Here is an 18,221-nt window from a genome sequence, read left to right as displayed (position 1 = left end):
AGGTGCGGAGCGGTGCTCGGGTGTCGACCGGAGGGCTCGCGTTGATCGCGAAGGCTGACGACGCTCATCCCGGATCCACGGCCGCCGGCATCAGCGCGCGCAGCTCCCGCGCCAGCTCGCCGAGGCCTGTCTCACCTTTGGCCAGCACCCGGTCGGCCTGACCGGCCAAGCGGCGCCGATCGTCGGCGGTAATGTCCTTGGCGGTGAGCACCACCACCGGCACGTCGCGCCAATCCGGTCGAGCGCGCAGTGCGCGCAGGAAGCCGAAGCCGTCCAGCTCCGGCATCATCAGGTCGAGAAGAATCAGGCTGGGCCGCTCGGCCTCCACGCGTTCGAGGGCGCGGACGCCGTTCTCCGCCTCGCGGACCGGGAATCCCTCGCGCCGCAAATAGGCGCAGACGTGCCCGCGCGCGTCGGCCTCGTCCTCGACTACGAGAATCGGTCCGTCGCGGGTCGCGGGCTGGAACCGCTCCACGATCTGGCGCAGGCTGACCCAGTCGATCGGCTTCTGCAGATAGTCAGTCGCGCCCAGCGAGAAGGCGAGGTGCTGCTCGTCGAGGATCGACACCATCACGATCGGGGTCGCGCCGATCTCGGTGTCGGCCCGGATCGCCCGCAAGACCGCCCAGCCGTCCATCTGCGGCATCGTCACGTCGAGGAGGACGGCACGGGGGCGCAGGCTGCGGGCGAGTTCCAGGCCGCGCCGGCCATCCTCAGCCACCGCCACGGCGAAGCCCTCCCGCTCCAGGAAGCGGGCGAGCAGGTCCCGTGTCGCGGCGTCATCATCCACGACCAGGATGGTGACCCTGCCGTTCCGCACCGTCTCCGCCTGCTCTGCCTCCGCTCCGCGGAAGCGGGCCGGCAGCGTCAGCGTGAAGGTCGTACCTTCTCCGTCCCGGCTCTCGACCGCGATGGCGCCACCGAGCATCTCGGCGAAGGCGCGGGTGATGGCAAGGCCGAGGCCGGTCCCGCCGAACCGCCGCGTTGTCGAGGCGTCGGCCTGGGTGAACCGCTCGAACAGCTTGCCGACCTGCTCGTGCGTCATGCCGATGCCGGTATCGGCGATGCGGATGCGCAGATCCGCGCCGACGCGGTCGGCCGCCAGGCTGATCCGGCCGTTTTCGGTGAACTTCGCCGCGTTGCTCAGGAGATTGATCAGGCACTGGCGCAGCTTCGTAACGTCGGTGTGCGCCGTGCCGAGATCGTCCCCGAGGTCCAGAGCCAGCGTGTTGTTCTTCTTCGCGATGAGGCCCTCGACGGTGGCGGCGACGTCCTGAATGACCGCGGCGACGTCGAAATCCTCGGCGTGGATTTCGACCCGGTCCGCCTCGATCTTCGAGATGTCGAGCACGTCGTTGATCAGGCCGAGGAGGTGCCGCGCGTTGGCCTCGATCTTCTTCATGTCGGCGATCAGGTCGGGCTGGCCCAGATCCTCCAGCTCCTCCTGCACCATCTCGGAATAGCCGATCACCGCCGAGAGGGGCGTGCGCAGTTCGTGGCTCATGTTCGCCAGAAACTGGCTCTTGGCGGCGTTGGCCGCCTCCGCGGCCGCCCGCGCCGCCTCGATGGCCGCCTCCGCCTCCTTGCGCTCGGTGATGTCGGTGTGGGTGCCGACCCATTCGCGCAGCGTTCCGTCGGATTCGAGGATCGGGACGGCGCGCACGCTCATGTGCCGGTACGCGTTGGACGCGGTTCGGATCCGGTGCTCGGTGGCATAGGGTTCCAGGGTCGTCACCGCCCGTGACCATGCGGCCCTCGTATGCGGTCGATCCTCGGGATGAACCGCATCGAGGAAGCCGAGCCCCGCATAGGCCGCCTCGTCCTGGCCGGTGAAGCGGCTCCAGGCGACCTGCCGCCGGTGCAGGCTACCCTCCGGATTGGCCGTCCAGACGATGGCGGCGCTGGCCTCGATCAGCGAGCGAAAGCGTTCCTCGCTGCGGCGCAGGCGAGCCTCGGCGAGGTGGCGGATGGTCTCGTCGACCACCACGAGGCCGACGCCCTCGACCTCCTGGCCGGGGCCGTCGGCGGGGCCGCGGAGCGGGTAGAAGCTCATCGAGAACTGGCGCACGCCCCCCGGAGCCGAAGGGGCCGGGACCGCCACCGGGACGTCGGGCGAGACCAAGCCCTCCCGAAGCGCCGCGGCGAGCTTGGCAGCCAGCGCGTCCTGGAGGGTCGGCAGCATCGCCCAAATGGGCGCGCCGAGATCGGCACCGAACCCCCGCTCGCTCATCGTGGCCAGCGACCGGTTCATGTGCCGGATCTTCAGATCGCGGTCGAGAAAGCCGAGGCCGACGGGCGCGTTGGCCAGCACGCCGTCGAGGAGCCGCGACATGCGCAGCGACTCCTGACGTCGGACCAGGGCGAGGCGCGCCAGCAAGACGATGGCGCCCAGGGCCGCCGCTCCGGTGAGCAGGAACAGGATCAGCCCGCGCCGGTACTCCCGGACCTGCAGGGCAGCGAGCTCCTGCGCGGCGGTCTCCTGGCGCGCGGCCGCCTCGATGCGGATCGCGTCCATCAGGCGCTTGCCATCGCCGGTCCGGACGAGGTCGGTCGCCGCGTCGAACCCCTGCTGACGGCGGGCCGCGACCACCCGAGCCGCGAAGTCGCGCTTCTGCGCGATCAATCCCGCCAGCGACGGGCCGCCGGCGCGGACAGGCTCCTGCGCGGCCGAGCCGAGACTCGACAGCTCCGTCTCGATACGCGTCAGCGCGCTGGTGTACGGCGCGAGGTAATCTTCGCTGCCGACCAGCACGAAGCCCCGCTCCCCGGTTTCCAGGTCCTTGACCTCGGAGATCAGGCGTTCGACGCCCGCGATGGTGGCGTTCGTCCGCGCGGTTGCCGCGCGGTCCGCTTCGCCCGCCAGATAGTTCGCCATCCCGGCCGCCAGCGACACGACGACGAGCAGGAACGCGGAGGGCGATCCGAGCAACGGTCCGAGCGGATTGGCGCCGCGCCAGTTCCTGCGGCGCAATCCGAAGATCGATCCGCCGCCGGGCGCGCCGCTCACGTCTCCACCAGCCCGGTGCTGGTACCGGACGCCTCTGAATCGGGTCGGCCATGCGGCAGGGCCAGGTATTCCCGGGACCGCATCTCGATCAGGCGCGAGACGGTCCGGTCGAACTCGAAGGCCTCCCGGCCGGTCTCGGCGGTGTAGAGATCCTGCGCCTCTGCGGCCGCGGAGGCGACGAGCTTCACGTGGCGGTCGTAGAGCGTGTCGACCAGCGTGATGAAGCGTTTGGCTTCGTTCCGCTCGGCTTCCCGCATCACCGGGATCCCGTCGAGGATCACCGTGTGGAAGGTCCTGGCCAAAGCCATGTAGTCGGAGGCGCCGAGGGGCTTGCGGCAGAGGTCATCGAAGTGGAAGCGGGCTACGCCGCTCGCCTCCTCGGGGATTTCGACGTCCCGCCCGTGCACCTTGACGATGGCGGTGCGGCCCCGGGCCTTGCCGGTGAGCCCCCTGAAGGCGGCATCGAGGGCCGCGCGTGCGGTGTCGTCCGCCGGCACGTGATAGACGGCCGCGCCGCCGAGCTTCTCCAGGCGGAAGTCGGTCCTTGCGTCGAGGCGCACCATCTCGACCCGCTCCTTCAGCGTCGCGATGAAGGGCAGGAACAACGCCCGGTTCAGTCCGCCTTCGTAGAGCCGGTCCGGCTCGACATTCGAGGTCGCCACCACGGTGACGCCGCGCCGGAACAGGTGTCCGAACAGCCGGCCCAGGATCATCGCGTCGGCGATATCGGTGACGGTGAACTCGTCGAAGCACAGCAGGGTCGCCTCGTCGGCGAGCTGGTCGGCCACGGGGCCGATCGGGTCGTCGCCCTTGACGCTACCGGCCTTCAGCGCCTGCCGGTAGGCGTGGATCCGCTCGTGAGCGTCCGCCAGGAAGCCGTGGAAGTGGACGCGCCGCTTCGGCTCCGGCGCCGCCTCGTGGAACAGGTCCATCAGCATGGTCTTGCCGCGCCCGACCGAACCCCAGACGTACAGGCCCCGGGGCTGTTCGACCTCGTCCTTGCGCCGGAACAGCCAGCCGAGGGCGCTGGTCTTGCTGGCGCGCTTTTGACGCTGGAGATCCTGGATCAGCCGGTCCAGGGCCCGCACCAGCCGCGTCTGGGCAGGATCGCGCTCGATAGCGCCGCCGGCGACCAGCGCCTCGTACCGCTCGTGGACCGGGCCCGGGGAGACCGCACTGGCCCGCGCCTCGGCAGAGGGTGCCTGTTGGTTGCCGGATCTCTCGCTCACGCCGCCGGTCCCTCGCAGCTCGCCGCGGCGCCAGCCCGGCACCGCCCGCGTCAGCATTCATCGACCCGGACCTTCCCTGTGACGCGCAAGCTGAACGTGAATCAAGTCCGGGCTCGAACAGCGGACGGGAAGCGTCCCATCGGCTCCGTGGATGGCTGCCACGTTCATGGACCCTTCGTAGTCCTGCTGCATTGCACAATGAACGGGGAGCTGCGAAATCGGCGGCGTCTCTTGGGAGGAACGTCCGGATCACCCTGCGCGCACGTGCGCACCAGACCGGAGACCTTTCATGGCCGCTCACGCGCGAAACGACGTGCTGGCCCACAACATCCGGCGCCTCTGGCCTGCCGACCGCAACGCAGTCCTCGACTATTTCATGCGACTGGACCCCGAAACCCGGGCGAGCCGCTTCATGGGCAACGTCAGCGAGGCCGGCGTGCGGGCCTATGCCGCGCAGGCGGTCACGGCCGAGGGCGTCCTGTACGGTGCCTTCGTCGACGGCGCGCTGCGCGGGCTCGGCGAGCTCCGGCCCATGGGAGCCAGTCCATCTCGCTACGCCCTCGGCCCATGCGCGGAAGCCGCCTTCGCGGTCGAGCTGGCTGTCCGCCGGCGCGGCATCGGCGCAAGCCTGTTCGCGCGCATCGCGCGCTCGGCACGGCACCGCGGCGTGATCGACCTGCACGTGCGCTGCCTGTCCGGAAACGGTCCGATGCTGCGGCTCGCCGCCAAGCACGGGGCTGCCCTGCAGCATGTCGGCAGCGAGATCGACGGCGCCCTGCACCTCGCGCGGCCCACCCCGTTCTCGCTCTGGTACGAGGGCATCGCGGAGGCCTTCGACTTCACCGTGGCGGTCAGCTTCCCGAACCGGGAGATCGCCGCTGTCTGACTGGCGAGCGCGTCTCACCCCGCGGCGTCGCCCACCAGCGCGAAGGTCAGGAAATCGACGGAGGTGGCTCCGGCGCGCAACAGGGCCCGGGTCGCTGCATTGCCGGTGGCGCCGGTCGTGGTTACGTCATCGACGAGAAGGATCCGCCGCCCGCGGATCCGATGTGCCTCGGGTTCGGGCACCCGGAATGCGCCGCTGAGGTTCTCGGCTCGGGCCGCGCGGCTGAGGCCGACCTGCGAGCGCGTCGCCCGCACCCGCACCAGCGCGGCCGGCATGCAGGGACGCCCGGCCTCCCGGGCGATGCGCCGGGCCAGAATCGCCGCTTGGTTGAACCGGCGGCGCCACAGGCGCCCGCGATGGAGCGGAACCGGGACGAGGCAGTGCGCCTCCGCGATCAGGGTTCGGCCGCTCGCGGCCATCATCCGTGCCATGACGCCGGCGAGATCGAGGCGATCCTCGTATTTCAGCCGGTGGACGAGCTGGCGGGCGACGCCGTCGTAGAGCGCCACCGCTCGGCCGCGCCCGAAGGCCGGCGGATCGGCACTGGCTCGGGGCGAGAGCAACGGTCCGACGCCGAGATCGACGGCGAAAGGCGTTCCGTAGCGCTGGCAGACGGGCTCCTCGATCAGGCGCATCCCCGACCAGCAGGCCGGACAGAGGGCACCGGGATCGGCCGTCGCCGCGCCGCATCCCACGCAGGTCGGCGGGTAGATCAGCGACAGAACCCCGCGCGGCACGCCGCGCAGGGCCGAGGCGACGACGTCGAGGGTCGTCACCGGGAAGCGGACCTGTGTTCGGCCGGGCGTTAGCGGGCCGAGACCGGCTGGGCTTGGGAACCCATCTGCTGCTGGTCCATCTGCCGAGACCGGGAATTGGCGCGGTGACGGCCGATGGCGCAGCCCGCCGCGGCGCCCATCAATCCGTGATGCCCGGCATAGTGCCCCGCGATGCCGCCGACGATCGCGCCCTTGATGCAGCCCTTCGCCTCGGCGGCGCCGGCGGCGGTAAGGGCGGCGAGGGCGATCGTGGCCCCGAGGAACATGCGCTTCATGGTGGGTGCTCCAAGCTCAATCTCGGCCGTGCGGCCAGTTGCAGCAGGAACAGCGACGCTGCCGAGTCGTTCCACGGTCCTAGACCACATCACGACTCCGTGCACGCGCCACCCCTCCCGGCACAGCGACGCTGGCGGTGGGCCGTGTCGGATGCCATCTCCCCGCGATGGATGCACCCGCCGCCCTGTTCGACACCGCCCTCGCCCGCCGCCGCCTCGCCCGAGCGGATCGCGGCGGTTACGCCGGTTTCCTGCTCGACAGGCTCGCGGAGGATCTGGATGACCGGCTCGGAGCCGTGCTGCGCGGCTTCAGCGCGGTGCTCGACCTTGCCACGCCGACGGCGGCAGCCGAGCGGATCCTCGCGGGCCGCTATCCCGAGGCACTGCGCTTCCGCCTCGCACCGTTGGCGGGGCCCGGGGGGGGCCTGATCGTCGGCGATCCGGAGCTGCTCCCCCTGGCCGCTGGAAGCCTCGATCTCGCTGTGTCGCTGCTGTCCTTGCATGCGGTCAACGACCTTCCGGGCACCCTGATCCAGCTCCGCCGCGCGCTTCGGCCCGACGGCCTGTTCGTCGGATGCCTGCTGGGCGGCGCGACGCTCACGGAACTGCGCCAGAGTTTCGGCCAAGCCGAGAGCGAGGTCGAGGGCGGGATCAGCCCGCGGGTCGCCCCCTTCGCGAACGTGCGCGAAGCCGGTGCCCTTCTCCAGCGGGCGGGTTTCGCGCTGCCGGTGGCCGACACCGACACGCTCACGGTGCGCTATGCCGATCCGTTCGCGCTCATGCGCGACCTGCGCGCCATGGGCATGACCAACGTACTCACCGACCGCCGCCGCACGCCGCTGCGTCGGGCGACGCTCCTGCGGACCGCGGAGATCTATGCCGCGCGCTTCGCGGATCCGGACGGGCGGGTGCGTGCAACCTTCGAGCTCCTGTGGCTCTCGGGTTGGGTGCCGCACGAGAGCCAGCAGAAGCCGCTCCGCCCCGGAAGCGCGCGGTCCCGGCTCGCCGACGCCCTCGGGACCGTCGAGTTGAAGCCCCAGACCGGAGGAGCACCATGAAAGAGCCCGGAGCGGATCATCCCATCACGATCGTGCCCGAACCGCGTCGCGTCCGCGTGCTCGCGGCCGGCGTGGCCGTTGCGGACACGCGCAACGCCCTGCGCCTGGAGGAGGCCCAGTACCCAGCCGTGTTCTACGTTCCGCGTGCGGACATCCGCGCCGCCAGCTTCGTCGCGTCGACGCGGACGAGTCACTGCCCCTACAAGGGCGACGCATGCTACTTCGACCTCGCGGTCGACGGGACCCTGCGCCACGATGCCGTGTGGAGCTACGAGGCCCCTTATCCGGCCGTCAAGGCCATCCGGGGGCACGTGGCGTTCTATCCGGAGCGCGTCGACGCGATCGAGGTCACGGATTGAGGGCCGTTCGACGAGGCAGGGCTCGGGGCACGGCCACGCTGTGCGCCGGGCGGCCAGCCCGGGTCGCAAATGGAGATTGCCGGCTTCCGGCTGGGCGGCCGGTATTCACACCGTTCAATCCCGCACGAGGCTCCAGAACGCGTGCTTGCGGCCGTGCTCGCGCCGCAGCTTGGCGCGATACGCATCCGGCGCTGGGCTGATCGCGCTCGCATCCAGCCGTCCGGCCAGTCCCTCAAGCTCCGCGAGGTAGCGCGCCCCATGGGGGTAGGCGGCGCTGCGAGCGCCTTCGAGGATGCCGTCCAGCAGGCGGCGATAGAGAATTGTCGCGGCGAGCGGGTGGTTCAGGGCGAGGGCGTCGGCCGCCGGGCCCAGCACGGCGTATTGGTCGCCCTGCCAGATCGCCGGTCGGGCGATGACCAGCCGCGCCGCGCGGTTCAGCGCCGGCCAATTTACCAGGAAGGCCAGCGCGCGATGCGGCTGCGGGAAGGCCTCGGCATGGTCGAGTCCACGCTGGAGCGCCTCTTCGTCCTCGAAGTCCGGAAGCCTCGTGAGGTGGTTGCGCAGCATCGGCGCGTCGAGTTCGCGCTCGAACCGTGACCAGCGCAGCGTCTGCGCCTCGCTGGTTCGACCGAGGGCGTCGAGGATCTCGATCTCCAGGGCCTGCCGCTCGCGCTCTGGGCCGCGCAGATCGAAGCCTGCGATCAGGTCGGCCCGTGTGGCGACCCGCAATCCCGGATCCTGCATGCGCCGGATCCACTCCAGCGCCTCCCCGGGCCGGCCGGCGCCGAGGAGCCGCCGGGCGATCTCGACGCGGTTCTCGCGCCCCGGCAGCATCGCGCGCTCCAGCGCGATGAAGATGTCCGGGTCGCCGCGCCGGTCCGCGATCGCCTGCCGGAGCCGCAGGATCTGGATCCGGCCAGCCTCCCGGTGCTGGGTGGCGGGCTTACGGGGATCTCCGCCCTTCAGTGTCGCTGCGTCGGCCTCGGCCAGCCGGCCGTCGATGTCGCCGAGCGCGTCTTCCTGCAGAGACGGGATCATCGCGCCGAGGATCGGTCCGATCGGACCGAACGGGTCGGCCGCGAAGGCTGCGACGAGGCCGGCCGCGACCCGTCCCGCCTCCGAGGATGGCAGCGAGCCTGCAATCTCCACGAAGGCGTCCGAGGCTCTCTCGAAGATCGCCTGCACCGTGCCGTTCCCGTCATCGACCCGGCTCAGCACGTCGTCGGCGCCGTTGAGGAACCGCCGCAGACGGTCGAGGGCCGCGCCCGGATCGAGGGGGCGCATCTCACTGAGGATCACCGTCACGATCGTGTTGAGATCGGCCACGAAAGCCCGGCGCTTCTGCCAGTTGATGTATCCCTGAGCCCCTTCCAGAGCTGTCAGCCGCCGGTCGATGATCGCCGCCACGGCATCCGGGCCCTGAAGCGCGGCCAGAGCGGCGCTCACCAGTTTCTTGAAGCCGGGATTGCGAGCCGTCTCACCGAGGATCAGCGCGATAAGCCGGTCCGGTCCGAGGGCCGCGAGGGTCTCGGGCGACGGCGTCGTGCGCCGCGCGCCTTTTGGGAGGACGGGCGCCTTCGGGCCCGCCACCGTCACGCGCCGCGCGCGCGCCACGGTAGCCCCCATCGATGAGCCTGATGCGGCACGATCGTCAGAGCGGCGCGGCTAATCCACGACCTTCGCGCGGGGTCGGTCGTTCCCCTGCGCGGTCTCGTCGTGCCAGCCGCCGGCCTGATCCTGGTAGCGGATGCCCTCCGTCGAGCCCGGCACCTGCTGCTCCGCCGCCGCCGCTTGGGCCGCCTGGAGCGCGTCCTCGCGGCTCGGAAAGGTCTCGGAGAAGACGTCACCGACCTTGTAGGCGAAGCCGCCGTCGTGCTCGACGATGCGATAGGTAACCTCGGACATCACGCCTCCTGTACACGCCCATCGTTGTTGAGCGCGAACCCGCCGGATGCGCCGCGGTTCCAGGGAACGCCGTCCCCGGCCTCCGATCCGCCGGAAAGTTCGGCTAGCGGCGGCAGATCCCGGCATGCAGGCGACCACGATGCAGCTTCGACCGATACTCGCCCTGGCGCTCCTCCTGTCCTCGATTCCGGCCCGCGCCGAGGATGGATTCCTGGACAAGCTCTTCGGTGGATCGGGTCGCGGCGCGCCGCCCAATCCCTTCGCGTCGAACTATCCGTCGGCGGCACCCACCGCCGAGGATGTGCGCGCCGAGCGGCAGGGGCGGTTCGACCGCCGCGAGCGCGGCGCCGGACAGGGCGCTCCCCGCCCTCCGGGCCGCATCCCGGAGGAGTGAGGCCGGCTCAGGGATCGCCGACGACGCCGGCCTCGTCCTGTGCCTGAAGCACGTCCGGACGCGGCATCGAGATAATGTTGTAGCCGGCATCCACGAAATGCACCTCGCCGGTGACGCCCCCCGAGAGCGGCGACAGCAGGTAGAGGGCTGAGCCGCCCACTTCCTCCAAGCTGACCGTGCGCCGCAGCGGCGCGTGCGCCCGCTGGTGGTTGAACATCAGCCGCGCATCCGCGATCCCCGCCCCGGCCAGCGTCCGCATCGGACCGGCCGAGAGGGCATTGACCCGGATACCGTCCGGACCCAGATCGCCGGCGAGATAGCGGACCGACGCCTCCAGTGCCGCCTTGGCAACGCCCATCACGTTGTAATTGGGCATTACCCGGGTTGCGCCGCCGTAGGTGAGTGTCAGCAGCGAGCCGCCCGGCCTCATGCGCTTGGCCGCGCGCTGCGCGATCTCCGTGAACGAGAAGCATGAGATCGTCATCGTGCGCACGAAGTTCTCGCGCGTCGTCACGTCGACGTAGCGGCCCTTGAGTTGCGCCTTGTCGGAAAAGCCGATGGCATGAACGACGAAGTCGAGTCCGCCGTCAAAGCGCGCGTCGAGCGCTTCGAAGGTTGCGTCGACGGAGGCAAGATCCTCCACGTCGCAGGGCAGGACGATGTCGGAGCCGAGCTTGGCGGCGAGCGGCGCCACCCGCCGGCCCAGCGCCTCGCCCTGATAGGTGAATGCGAGGCGGGCACCCTCGGCGTGAAGCGCCTTTGCGATGCCCCAGGCGATCGAGTGATCGTTGGCGACCCCCATGATCAGGCCGCGCCGGCCCGCCATCAAACCTGTCATGCCGACCCTATCCTGAACGAGCCCGCGACCTCGGAGCGAGGGCGAGCCGCCGTGCGAGCGACCGAAGTCCCGATGATCGGGAGTTTAGCGAGGTGCTCTTAACGCGGCTCGACGCACGCGCCAAACGGACCTGCGGTCTTCGCGGGGCAAAAAAAAGCCCCGCCGATCGGCGGGGCGTTCCCGGTGCGTGGTCCGAGGTCAGAAATAGCCGTCCGTGCGAGAACGGGCCTCCTCAATCAGCACCTGCTTGGCATAGATGGCAGCACAACCGGCGATCATCAGGCCGCTCAGCGTGCCGAGTATGAATGTACCCATCGCCATCACCAGATCTCAACGTCGGGTAAACGCCGCCCGTGGGCGGCGGTTCCAGATGAGGTCAGGTCAGGCGTCCACGTGTTTCAGAACCAGCGTGGCATTGGTGCCGCCGAAACCGAAGGAATTGGTCAGGACGTGACCGAGCTTCGCATCATCGCGACGTTTCCGGAGGATCGGCATGTCGGCGAAGGCGGGATCCAGCTCGTCGATATGCGCACTTTCGCAGATGAAGCCGTTGTTCATCATCAGGAGGCTGTAGATTGCCTCCTGAACACCAGTGGCACCGAGCGAGTGGCCGGTCAGCGACTTCGTTGCCGAGATTGGCGGACAGGCCTCGCCCCGGCCGAACACCTCGCGGATCGCCTCGATCTCCTTGTCATCGCCGACAGGCGTCGAGGTGGCGTGCGGGTTGATGTAGTCAATCTTGGCCCCCTTCAGCCCGTCGAGCGCCTGACGCATGCAGCGCACGGCACCCTCGCCGGAGGGCGCGACCATGTCGTGCCCGTCCGAGGTGGCACCGTAGCCCGCGACCTCGCCGTAAATCCGCGCGCCGCGCGCCTTGGCGTGCTCCAACTCTTCGAGCACGAGCACGCCCGCCCCGCCCGCGATGACGAAGCCGTCGCGATTGGCGTCGTAGGCGCGGGAGGCGCGCGACGGCGTATCGTTGTACTTGGACGACATCGCGCCCATGGCGTCGAACAGCACCGACAGCGTCCAGTCGAGATCCTCGCATCCGCCCGCGAAGATGATGTCCTGACGGCCGCCCTGGATGATCTCGGCAGCGTTGCCGATGCAGTGATTCGACGTCGCGCAGGCGGACGAGATCGAGTAGTTCACGCCGCGGATCTTGAACCATGTCGCCAGGGTCGCCGAGGCGGTCGACGACATCGCCTTCGGCACGGCAAACGGGCCGACGCGCTTCGGTCCCTTGTCGCGGGCGATGGCAGCCGATTCGACGATCACCCGGGTCGAGGGGCCGCCCGAGCCCATGATGATGCCGGTGCGCTCGTTCGAGATGTCGCCCTGCTCCAGGCCGGAATCCTGGATCGCCTGATCCATGGCGACGTGGTTCCAGGCGGTGCCGCCGCCGTGGAAGCGCATGGCGCGCCGATCGACGACGCCCTCCGGATCGAGGGAGGGCGCGCCGGAGACCTGGCTTCGGAAGCCGTGCTCCGCGTAGCTGGCATCGCGCGCGATGCCCGAGCGGGCCTCGCGAAGGGAGGCGAGCACCTCCTGCGTGTTGTTGCCGATGGACGAGACGATGCCCATCCCGGTGATGACGACACGGCGCATGATGGTGACATTACCTCCGTCGCGGCTTCGGTCGCCCGCGCCGCGTTCCGGTCAGGTAAGGTGACGCGGACACAATCTCAACAGCCGAAAACGTCCGGCGTTGCAGACCAGCCTCGAACATCAGTCGCGCGAATCCGGCTCAGCTCTGGAACAGGCCTACCCGCATGTCCTGGACTTGGTAGACGCGCTCGCCGTCGGCCTCCAGCCAGCCGTCGCCGATGCCGAGGACGAGCTTGCCCTGGCGGACGCGCTTCACATCGACGTTGTACACGACCTTCTTGATCGACGGCAGCACTTGGCCGGCGAGCTTCACTTCGCCCACCCCGAGAGCACGGCCGCGTCCCGGCGAGCCGAGCCATCCGAGGTGGAAACCGAGCATCTGCCACAGGGCGTCGAGGCCGAGACAGCCCGGCATCACCGGGTCGCCCTGGAAGTGGCAGGGGAAGAACCAGAGATCCGGCCTGATGTCGAGCTCAGCCGTCACGTGCCCTTTGCCGTGGGCGCCTCCGTCGGCGGCGATCGACGTGATCCGGTCGAACATCAGCATGGGCGGCAGTGGCAGCTGCGCGTTGCCGGGCCCGAACAGTTCGCCGCGCCCGCAGGCCAGAAGGTCTTCGTAGGTGTAATGCGACCTGCGGCTCGTGCCCTGCGCGGGTGTCTCGGCGTCTGGCGGCATTGCGGTGGCTGTTTCCTCGGTGATGCGCGCAGGGCGCGTTCTCGGGCGGCGTCGCTCGCCCTTGCGGAGGCGCGCGGGTTAGCACGGGGCGCAGCGCCTTCAAAGCCATTGCCACCCATCGCGGCCGTGCGGGCGTCGGGTTGCGACAGCCGGGCCCGTCTCATATACTAGAGGTAAGTCCGTTCCCCCGGCCCCTTTGTCGAGCGTTCAGTCCAGCAATGTCCGAACCGGTGCCATTCCAGGCCGTCTTCAACGGGCGGGTCCCCCTCCCTCAGCTGGAGGCCAACGGGACCCCGCGCCGCGGCTGCCCGCTCTCCGACCTGCGCGATCGCCTGCGCCGGGCTGGCCTGCGGCCGACGCGGCAGCGTCTGTCCCTCGGCTGGCTGCTGTTCGGTCGGGGCGACCGGCATCTGACGGCCGAGATGCTCTACGACGAGGCCATGCGCGCGAAGGTGCCGGTCTCCCTGGCGACGGTCTACAACACGTTGCACCAGTTCACCGAGGCGGGTCTGCTTCGCCAGCTCGCCCTAGATGGCTCGAAGGCATACTTCGACACCAACCCGAGCGAGCACCACCACTTTTATCTCGAGGATGAGAGTCAGGTGATCGACATGCCCGATTGCGGCATTACGGTCGATTCGCTGCCCGAGGCGCCCGAAGGTATGGAGATCGCGGGTGTCGAGGTGATCGTCCGCCTGCGCCGCAGCCGACCGGCGGGTCGCCGCTAGGGCTGAAGCCGTCGTCCCCACGACGCGAAATGTTCAAGATCGGCATGAGGCCCGGCATAGTCCGGGCCTTTCGCGTTCTAGAACGAGGACTGCGCCACAGTCGGGCCGGGGAATCGAAAACGCCGTTGGTGCTGATCCTGTGAGGTTCAGCGGTTTCCAATCCTAGGCTCCGCTGTGCGGCCCGCGACGATGGAGCGACTGGCGTCAGGGCCTCGGAAAAACCAGCGGCCTTGCTCCCCAGCCTGATCGTGCCACTTCACGCGCACCCCGGAAGGTGTTGCCGAATGGGTGGTCGGGGCTTGCCGAACCCTCGGTGATACGTCCATCACAGGGAGGCACTGCACGAACAGCTACTCCACGACCTCGTTCGGGTAGACGCCCCAGAGCCGGTTCTGCCGGATGTAACCATCCACATCCCGCTTGTTCGGTAATGCCACGATCAGGCGGCACCACGTTCCGGTGCAGCTCTTGACGTTGCCGATCACGCCCGTCTGCAGTCGCGCTTCGTCCGGCGCCCCGTCATCGGCCTTGGCCCGAAGCGATACGGCGGATTTCTCGACGCCCTTGTCGGGGCCCGCATTCACGAGGGCCGTGCGGCGCCCCGAGAGAAGTGAATGCAGCACCCAACCCTCCGTCCCTTCCGAATCGCGGATTCGGCGCCAGGTCTCGAACTCGCCGACGATTTCCACCGGCAGGCCGGCGCGCTGGAAGACCCAGAGGGTCCGGTGATCCTTCGATGGACCCTCCCGGAGATTGACGCGATCGGTCTTCAGGCTGGCATAGCGCGGTAGCGGCAGCTTGGTCACCGGACCGACGCCCGTTTCCGGTCCCGCGGGGGCCGCCACGGCTCCGGTCGCGAGGCCGCCGGCCACCAGCGCCCCGATGGCGAAGCGGAGGCGTGACACGCGCATGGTCCTCTCCCATTTTCGGACGTGACGGGTTCGAGTGCCGGGCCATTCAGAAGCGGGCCGGGCCGGCTTCCGATTGTGTTCCGGCCCACCTCTGGTAGAGAGGCCAGTGGGTCGGAACAGGCTCCGAAACCGGCGCCTCGTACCCGATCCTGTCTGGCCGAGTTCGGTTAACGGACGCTTGCGGGAAGCGGTCCGGACGGAAGTCACCGGACACGCGCTGCAACCAGGGCCGTGGGGCGACGGGGGAGAGAGACGTGTCGAAGCGCAAGCCGCTGGTGGTCGTGACGCGGCGCCTTCCGGATGCCGTCGAGACGCGGATGCGCGAGCTGTTCGACGTCCGGCTCAATTCCGATGATGCTCCCATGGGCGCGGACGCCATGGCGGTAGCCCTGCGCGAAGCCGACGTGCTCGTCCCCACGGTAACCGACGAGATCGATGCCGGGCTGATCGCGCAGGCCGGTCCAAACCTGCGGCTGATCGCCAATTTCGGCAACGGCGTCGATCACATCGACGTGGCGGCGGCGCTGGAGCGGGGCATCACGGTCACCAACACGCCCGGCGTGCTGACCGAGGACACCGCCGACATGACGATGGCTCTGATCCTGGCGGTGGCCCGCCGGGTCACCGAGGGCGCGCGCATCATCCCGGACGACGAGTGGACCACCGGCTGGTCGCCGACTTGGATGCTCGGCCGGCGGATCACCGGCAAGCGGCTCGGTATCGTCGGTATGGGGCGAATCGGTCAGGCGCTGGCCAAGCGCGCTCGCGCCTTTGGACTGCAGGTGCATTACCACAACCGCCGCCGGGTGCCCGCCGCCATCGAGAGCGCGCTCGACGCGACCTACTGGGAATCCCTCGACCAGATGCTGGCGCGGGTCGATATCGTGTCGGTGAACTGCCCCCACACGCCGGCCACCTATCACCTGCTCTCGGCGCGGCGCTTGAAGCTCCTCAAGCCCGAGGCCGTCGTCGTGAACACCGCCCGCGGCGAGGTCATCGACGAGAATGCCCTCGCGCGCTTGATCGAGGGCGGGGAGATCTCGGCGGCCGGCCTCGACGTGTTCGAGCAGGAGCCCGCGGTCAGCCCGCGGCTGGTGAAGCTCGCCCGTCAGGGAAAGGTGGTTCTCCTGCCCCACATGGGCTCGGCGACCTACGAGAGCCGCACCGACATGGGCGAGAAGGTCATCATCAACATCAAGACCTTCATGGACGGCCACCGGCCGCCGGACCGGATCCTGCCGAGCATGCTCTGAAGCGCCGTTCGACGTGGAGAACTCCCATCGGCGGTTGTCCTGAGCGGGCGACCGCTTAATCCCGATTCCTGCCGGTAGTCCCGCGTCGAATCCTAGGCCTGTGGGAAGCAGACCTCCGGGGCGGCTTCGCCATAGCTCGGGATCAGGGCGTCGGTGGGAATGGCCGGGTCAAACGGGCGGTAAGCGATTCCGGCCGACGTCTCACAGGGCGTCCCCCGCCACAACCTGCGGTTTCGCCATGCCCTGCACGCCTTGGAAGAGGCGCTCACTGGTCAGCTTGAGGAAATAGAATCCGAATTCCGGGTTCTGGTAGTAGAGCTGCTTGACGTCCGAATACGACACGCACAACGCGTGTCCGGCCTCGATACAGACCAGCGAAGCGGTGCGCGCATTTCCGGGGGACAGGAGGCCGAGCTCGCCGACGATGGCCCCTTTACGGACTTCGATCCCGACTTCTGTGATCCGGAATACGCCGCTCTCGATGTAGTACATCTCGTCGGCAGTATCACCTTTGCTGAAGACCACCTCGCCGACGCCGAACGGCCGGCGCGAGCCGAAGGGGCGCAGCCATTCGAGGGACAGGTCTCCGTCGGCCGCGGTCTCCACGTCCCGGACGAGACGCAGCATCTGCCAGAGCCGGTAGGCGTTGAACGGCATCTGGATGACTTCGGTGAGCACCACCGGCATGCTCCCGATGAGGATGCCGTACGTGATCACCGCGCAGCTTGCGCAGAGCGAGATGATCCGCAGTGGGATCATCGTGCTCATCGCGGTGGCCGAGATCGTCAGCGCGGTGCCGAGGTATCCGATGCCTTCGATCCAATCCATTGCGGCCCCCTCAAGCTCTTGGCCCGGGGGATGCCCGTCTTGTCCGAGCCCGGCAAGCTGGCCCAATGCCTGCGCGGTGCGCGTGCCTCAACCTGTGCTCGCGCGGGCACGCTCCGGGAGAGTGCCGGCGACGGCCTCGGCGACCGACCCCGCAGCCCGCGTTCCCTCCTCGTAGGCGCCGCCCACCGTCCCCCACTGCTCCCGCGAGAGCGCCTCCCCCGCGAACCAGACGGTGCCCGCGAGCGGCTCCCGCAGGAACTGGCGGGCGGGCGCGTGGCCGGGCGGTACGACCGCCCAGGATCCCAGCGACCAACGATCGTGGCGCCACGCGCTCACCGCCGGGATGGTCAGGTCACGTAACCGCGCCCGGCCGAAGAAAGCGCCGAGGACTGCGCGGACGTGGCGGCGCACGCCGTCGGGCCCCGAGCCGGCGGCATCGATCGCCGCGGCCTCGTGGAGGTCGAGTTCGTAGTAGTGGAACGGCGTGCTGTCGATACGGGTGAGCAGGCCCGCCGGGGCTCGCCGCCCGCCATGGATCGCCGCCAGCCGGTCGCGGCCCCGGAACGGGCTCGACGGCCAGTGGAGCACGGCGTGCTCGTAGATGCCCGTGGAGAAGCCGCTGATCGCGGCCTGAACCGCGTTCGGAAGCGGCGGTGAGAAGGTCGGGCCATCGCGCAGCACCATCAGGGGCACGGTGACGATCACCGCTCGGGCACGGTATTCCGCGCCGCTCTCCGCAGTGACCCGGACGCGCTCGCCTGACCAGTCGATCCGCGTCACCGGGGTGGACAGCGCCACCGGTAGTCCGTCGGCGAGGCGGGCGAGGTAGCTGCCGTAGCCGTCGGCAAGGAAGAAATTCTCACTATACTCGAGGCTGGGGAAGTCTTGCAGAGAGACCTCACTCAGAGGTCTGCCGGACACGAGGCCGTGGACCTGAACAACCCGTCGGCCCCACGGACCCAACCCAGGCGGCAGGGCACTGGAGGCGGGGCGGTCCGAACCGGGTTGCGCGGCGCCGCGTGTCATGGCCCGATCGGCGCGTTCGAAGGCGCGAGCATTAGCGCGAACCGCATCCGGCCCGCCGGGGTGGCGATCGACCCAGACGTGGCTGTCCTGTGGAGCTCGGCGCAGCCGCTCGCCGCGGGCGCGCCCGAGGGCGACCAGGGGATTGATCGGTCCGGCATGGAGCCAGTGCGCACCCAGATCCAGGGCATGGCCGCGCAGGGCGACCGTGTGAGCGCGTCCCCCCACGCGATCCCGCGCCTCCAGCACTGCCACCCTGACGCCCCGCGCCAACAGTGTCCGCGCCGCGCCGATGCCGGCCGCGCCGGCCCCGATCACCAGGACCTCCGGCGCATCCGGAAGCGCCGCGAGACGCGATACGTAGGCAGGCCGATGCGGCGGATCGGCGCTCCTGAAGCCGTGAGCCTGAACCGCCGGGGTGTCCGTCCCTCTGTCCTGCACGTGTCCTCCCCGTCATCCATCCGAGC

General features: G+C 69.5%; 19 protein-coding genes. 6 read left to right on the top strand and 13 right to left on the bottom strand.

All coding sequences use genetic code 11. The features are described from left to right. Nucleotides 1-64: 64 nt before the first annotated feature. Nucleotides 65-3,007 (bottom strand): response regulator, encoded by a 2,943-nt coding sequence (locus MKK82_RS19470; protein WP_238286561.1) that lies wholly within the window; start codon nucleotides 3,005-3,007, stop codon nucleotides 65-67. Then, nucleotides 3,004-4,236 carry a cell division protein ZapE gene (gene zapE, locus MKK82_RS19465; protein WP_238286560.1) on the bottom strand — a complete coding sequence of 411 codons (1,233 nt, stop codon included), beginning with the start codon at nucleotides 4,234-4,236 and terminating at the stop codon, nucleotides 3,004-3,006. Before zapE ends, MKK82_RS19470 begins: the two co-directional genes overlap by 4 nt. 289 nt (nucleotides 4,237-4,525) lie before the next feature. On the opposite strand from zapE, the gene MKK82_RS19460 reads away from it, so the two are divergent. Continuing rightward, nucleotides 4,526-5,122 carry a GNAT family N-acetyltransferase gene (locus MKK82_RS19460; protein ID WP_238286559.1) on the top strand — a complete coding sequence of 199 codons (597 nt, stop codon included), beginning with the start codon at nucleotides 4,526-4,528 and terminating at the stop codon, nucleotides 5,120-5,122. A gap of 14 nt (nucleotides 5,123-5,136) precedes the next feature. Here MKK82_RS19460 and MKK82_RS19455 read toward each other — a convergent pair whose 3' ends face one another. Both MKK82_RS19455 and MKK82_RS19450 read right to left on the bottom strand, forming a co-directional pair. Continuing rightward, nucleotides 5,137-5,898: a ComF family protein gene (locus tag MKK82_RS19455; protein WP_243986481.1), complete on the bottom strand. Its 762-nt coding sequence runs from the start codon at nucleotides 5,896-5,898 to the stop codon at nucleotides 5,137-5,139. A gap of 29 nt (nucleotides 5,899-5,927) precedes the next feature. Continuing rightward, nucleotides 5,928-6,173, bottom strand: a complete 246-nt coding sequence (locus tag MKK82_RS19450; RefSeq protein ID WP_238286556.1) for a hypothetical protein — start codon at nucleotides 6,171-6,173, stop codon at nucleotides 5,928-5,930. Nucleotides 6,174-6,340: 167 nt separating this feature from the next. On the opposite strand from MKK82_RS19450, the gene MKK82_RS19445 reads away from it, so the two are divergent. Both MKK82_RS19445 and MKK82_RS19440 read left to right on the top strand, forming a co-directional pair. After that, on the top strand, nucleotides 6,341-7,231 hold the full coding sequence (locus tag MKK82_RS19445) for a class I SAM-dependent methyltransferase (protein WP_243986479.1): 891 nt from the start codon (nucleotides 6,341-6,343) through the stop codon (nucleotides 7,229-7,231). After that, entirely contained in the window at nucleotides 7,228-7,590 is a 363-nt protein-coding gene (locus tag MKK82_RS19440; protein WP_238286553.1) for a DUF427 domain-containing protein, read from the top strand. Before MKK82_RS19445 ends, MKK82_RS19440 begins: the two co-directional genes overlap by 4 nt. A gap of 114 nt (nucleotides 7,591-7,704) precedes the next feature. Here MKK82_RS19440 and MKK82_RS19435 read toward each other — a convergent pair whose 3' ends face one another. Continuing rightward, on the bottom strand, nucleotides 7,705-9,204 hold the full coding sequence (locus MKK82_RS19435) for a DUF6880 family protein (protein WP_238286552.1): 1,500 nt from the start codon (nucleotides 9,202-9,204) through the stop codon (nucleotides 7,705-7,707). Nucleotides 9,205-9,255: 51 nt separating this feature from the next. Beyond that, nucleotides 9,256-9,495 carry a hypothetical protein gene (locus MKK82_RS19430; RefSeq protein WP_238286551.1) on the bottom strand — a complete coding sequence of 80 codons (240 nt, stop codon included), beginning with the start codon at nucleotides 9,493-9,495 and terminating at the stop codon, nucleotides 9,256-9,258. Nucleotides 9,496-9,619: 124 nt separating this feature from the next. Between MKK82_RS19430 and MKK82_RS19425 the strand changes: the two genes are divergently transcribed. Then, nucleotides 9,620-9,889: a hypothetical protein gene (locus MKK82_RS19425; protein ID WP_238286550.1), complete on the top strand. Its 270-nt coding sequence runs from the start codon at nucleotides 9,620-9,622 to the stop codon at nucleotides 9,887-9,889. Between the two features lie 7 nt (nucleotides 9,890-9,896). On the opposite strand, the gene fabI is transcribed toward MKK82_RS19425, so the two are convergent. The 4 genes from fabI to fabA form a co-directional block, all read right to left on the bottom strand. Beyond that, a complete protein-coding gene (gene fabI / locus MKK82_RS19420; protein ID WP_238286549.1) occupies nucleotides 9,897-10,727 on the bottom strand; it encodes an enoyl-ACP reductase FabI in 831 nt (276 codons plus the stop codon). A 198-nt stretch (nucleotides 10,728-10,925) separates the two neighbouring features. Beyond that, entirely contained in the window at nucleotides 10,926-11,048 is a 123-nt protein-coding gene (locus tag MKK82_RS33990; RefSeq protein WP_279603118.1) for a hypothetical protein, read from the bottom strand. Between the two features lie 60 nt (nucleotides 11,049-11,108). Then, nucleotides 11,109-12,335, bottom strand: a complete 1,227-nt coding sequence (gene fabB / locus MKK82_RS19415; RefSeq protein ID WP_238286548.1) for a beta-ketoacyl-ACP synthase I — start codon at nucleotides 12,333-12,335, stop codon at nucleotides 11,109-11,111. 139 nt (nucleotides 12,336-12,474) lie between these two features. Continuing rightward, entirely contained in the window at nucleotides 12,475-13,011 is a 537-nt protein-coding gene (gene fabA / locus MKK82_RS19410; RefSeq protein ID WP_238286547.1) for a 3-hydroxyacyl-[acyl-carrier-protein] dehydratase FabA, read from the bottom strand. Nucleotides 13,012-13,229: 218 nt separating this feature from the next. On the opposite strand from fabA, the gene irr reads away from it, so the two are divergent. Further along, nucleotides 13,230-13,739, top strand: a complete 510-nt coding sequence (irr, locus tag MKK82_RS19405; protein ID WP_238286546.1) for a Fur family transcriptional regulator Irr — start codon at nucleotides 13,230-13,232, stop codon at nucleotides 13,737-13,739. Between the two features lie 350 nt (nucleotides 13,740-14,089). Here the strand turns inward: irr and MKK82_RS19400 are convergent, their stop codons facing one another. Then, on the bottom strand, nucleotides 14,090-14,650 hold the full coding sequence (locus MKK82_RS19400) for an SH3 domain-containing protein (protein ID WP_238286545.1): 561 nt from the start codon (nucleotides 14,648-14,650) through the stop codon (nucleotides 14,090-14,092). A gap of 254 nt (nucleotides 14,651-14,904) precedes the next feature. On the opposite strand from MKK82_RS19400, the gene MKK82_RS19395 reads away from it, so the two are divergent. After that, nucleotides 14,905-15,903 carry a 2-hydroxyacid dehydrogenase gene (locus MKK82_RS19395; protein WP_238286544.1) on the top strand — a complete coding sequence of 333 codons (999 nt, stop codon included), beginning with the start codon at nucleotides 14,905-14,907 and terminating at the stop codon, nucleotides 15,901-15,903. Between the two features lie 201 nt (nucleotides 15,904-16,104). On the opposite strand, the gene MKK82_RS19390 is transcribed toward MKK82_RS19395, so the two are convergent. Both MKK82_RS19390 and MKK82_RS19385 read right to left on the bottom strand, forming a co-directional pair. Beyond that, nucleotides 16,105-16,731, bottom strand: a complete 627-nt coding sequence (locus tag MKK82_RS19390; RefSeq protein ID WP_238286543.1) for a Crp/Fnr family transcriptional regulator — start codon at nucleotides 16,729-16,731, stop codon at nucleotides 16,105-16,107. A gap of 87 nt (nucleotides 16,732-16,818) precedes the next feature. Further along, nucleotides 16,819-18,195 (bottom strand): flavin monoamine oxidase family protein, encoded by a 1,377-nt coding sequence (locus MKK82_RS19385; RefSeq protein WP_243986477.1) that lies wholly within the window; start codon nucleotides 18,193-18,195, stop codon nucleotides 16,819-16,821. Between the last annotated feature and the right edge of the window lie 26 nt (nucleotides 18,196-18,221).

It is taken from the genome of Methylobacterium sp. E-046 (assembly GCF_022829625.1).
Lineage (GTDB): Bacteria > Pseudomonadota > Alphaproteobacteria > Rhizobiales > Beijerinckiaceae > Methylobacterium > Methylobacterium longum.
Note: the sequence above shows the minus strand (reverse complement) of the source record. Positions and strands in the feature narration are given on the sequence as shown.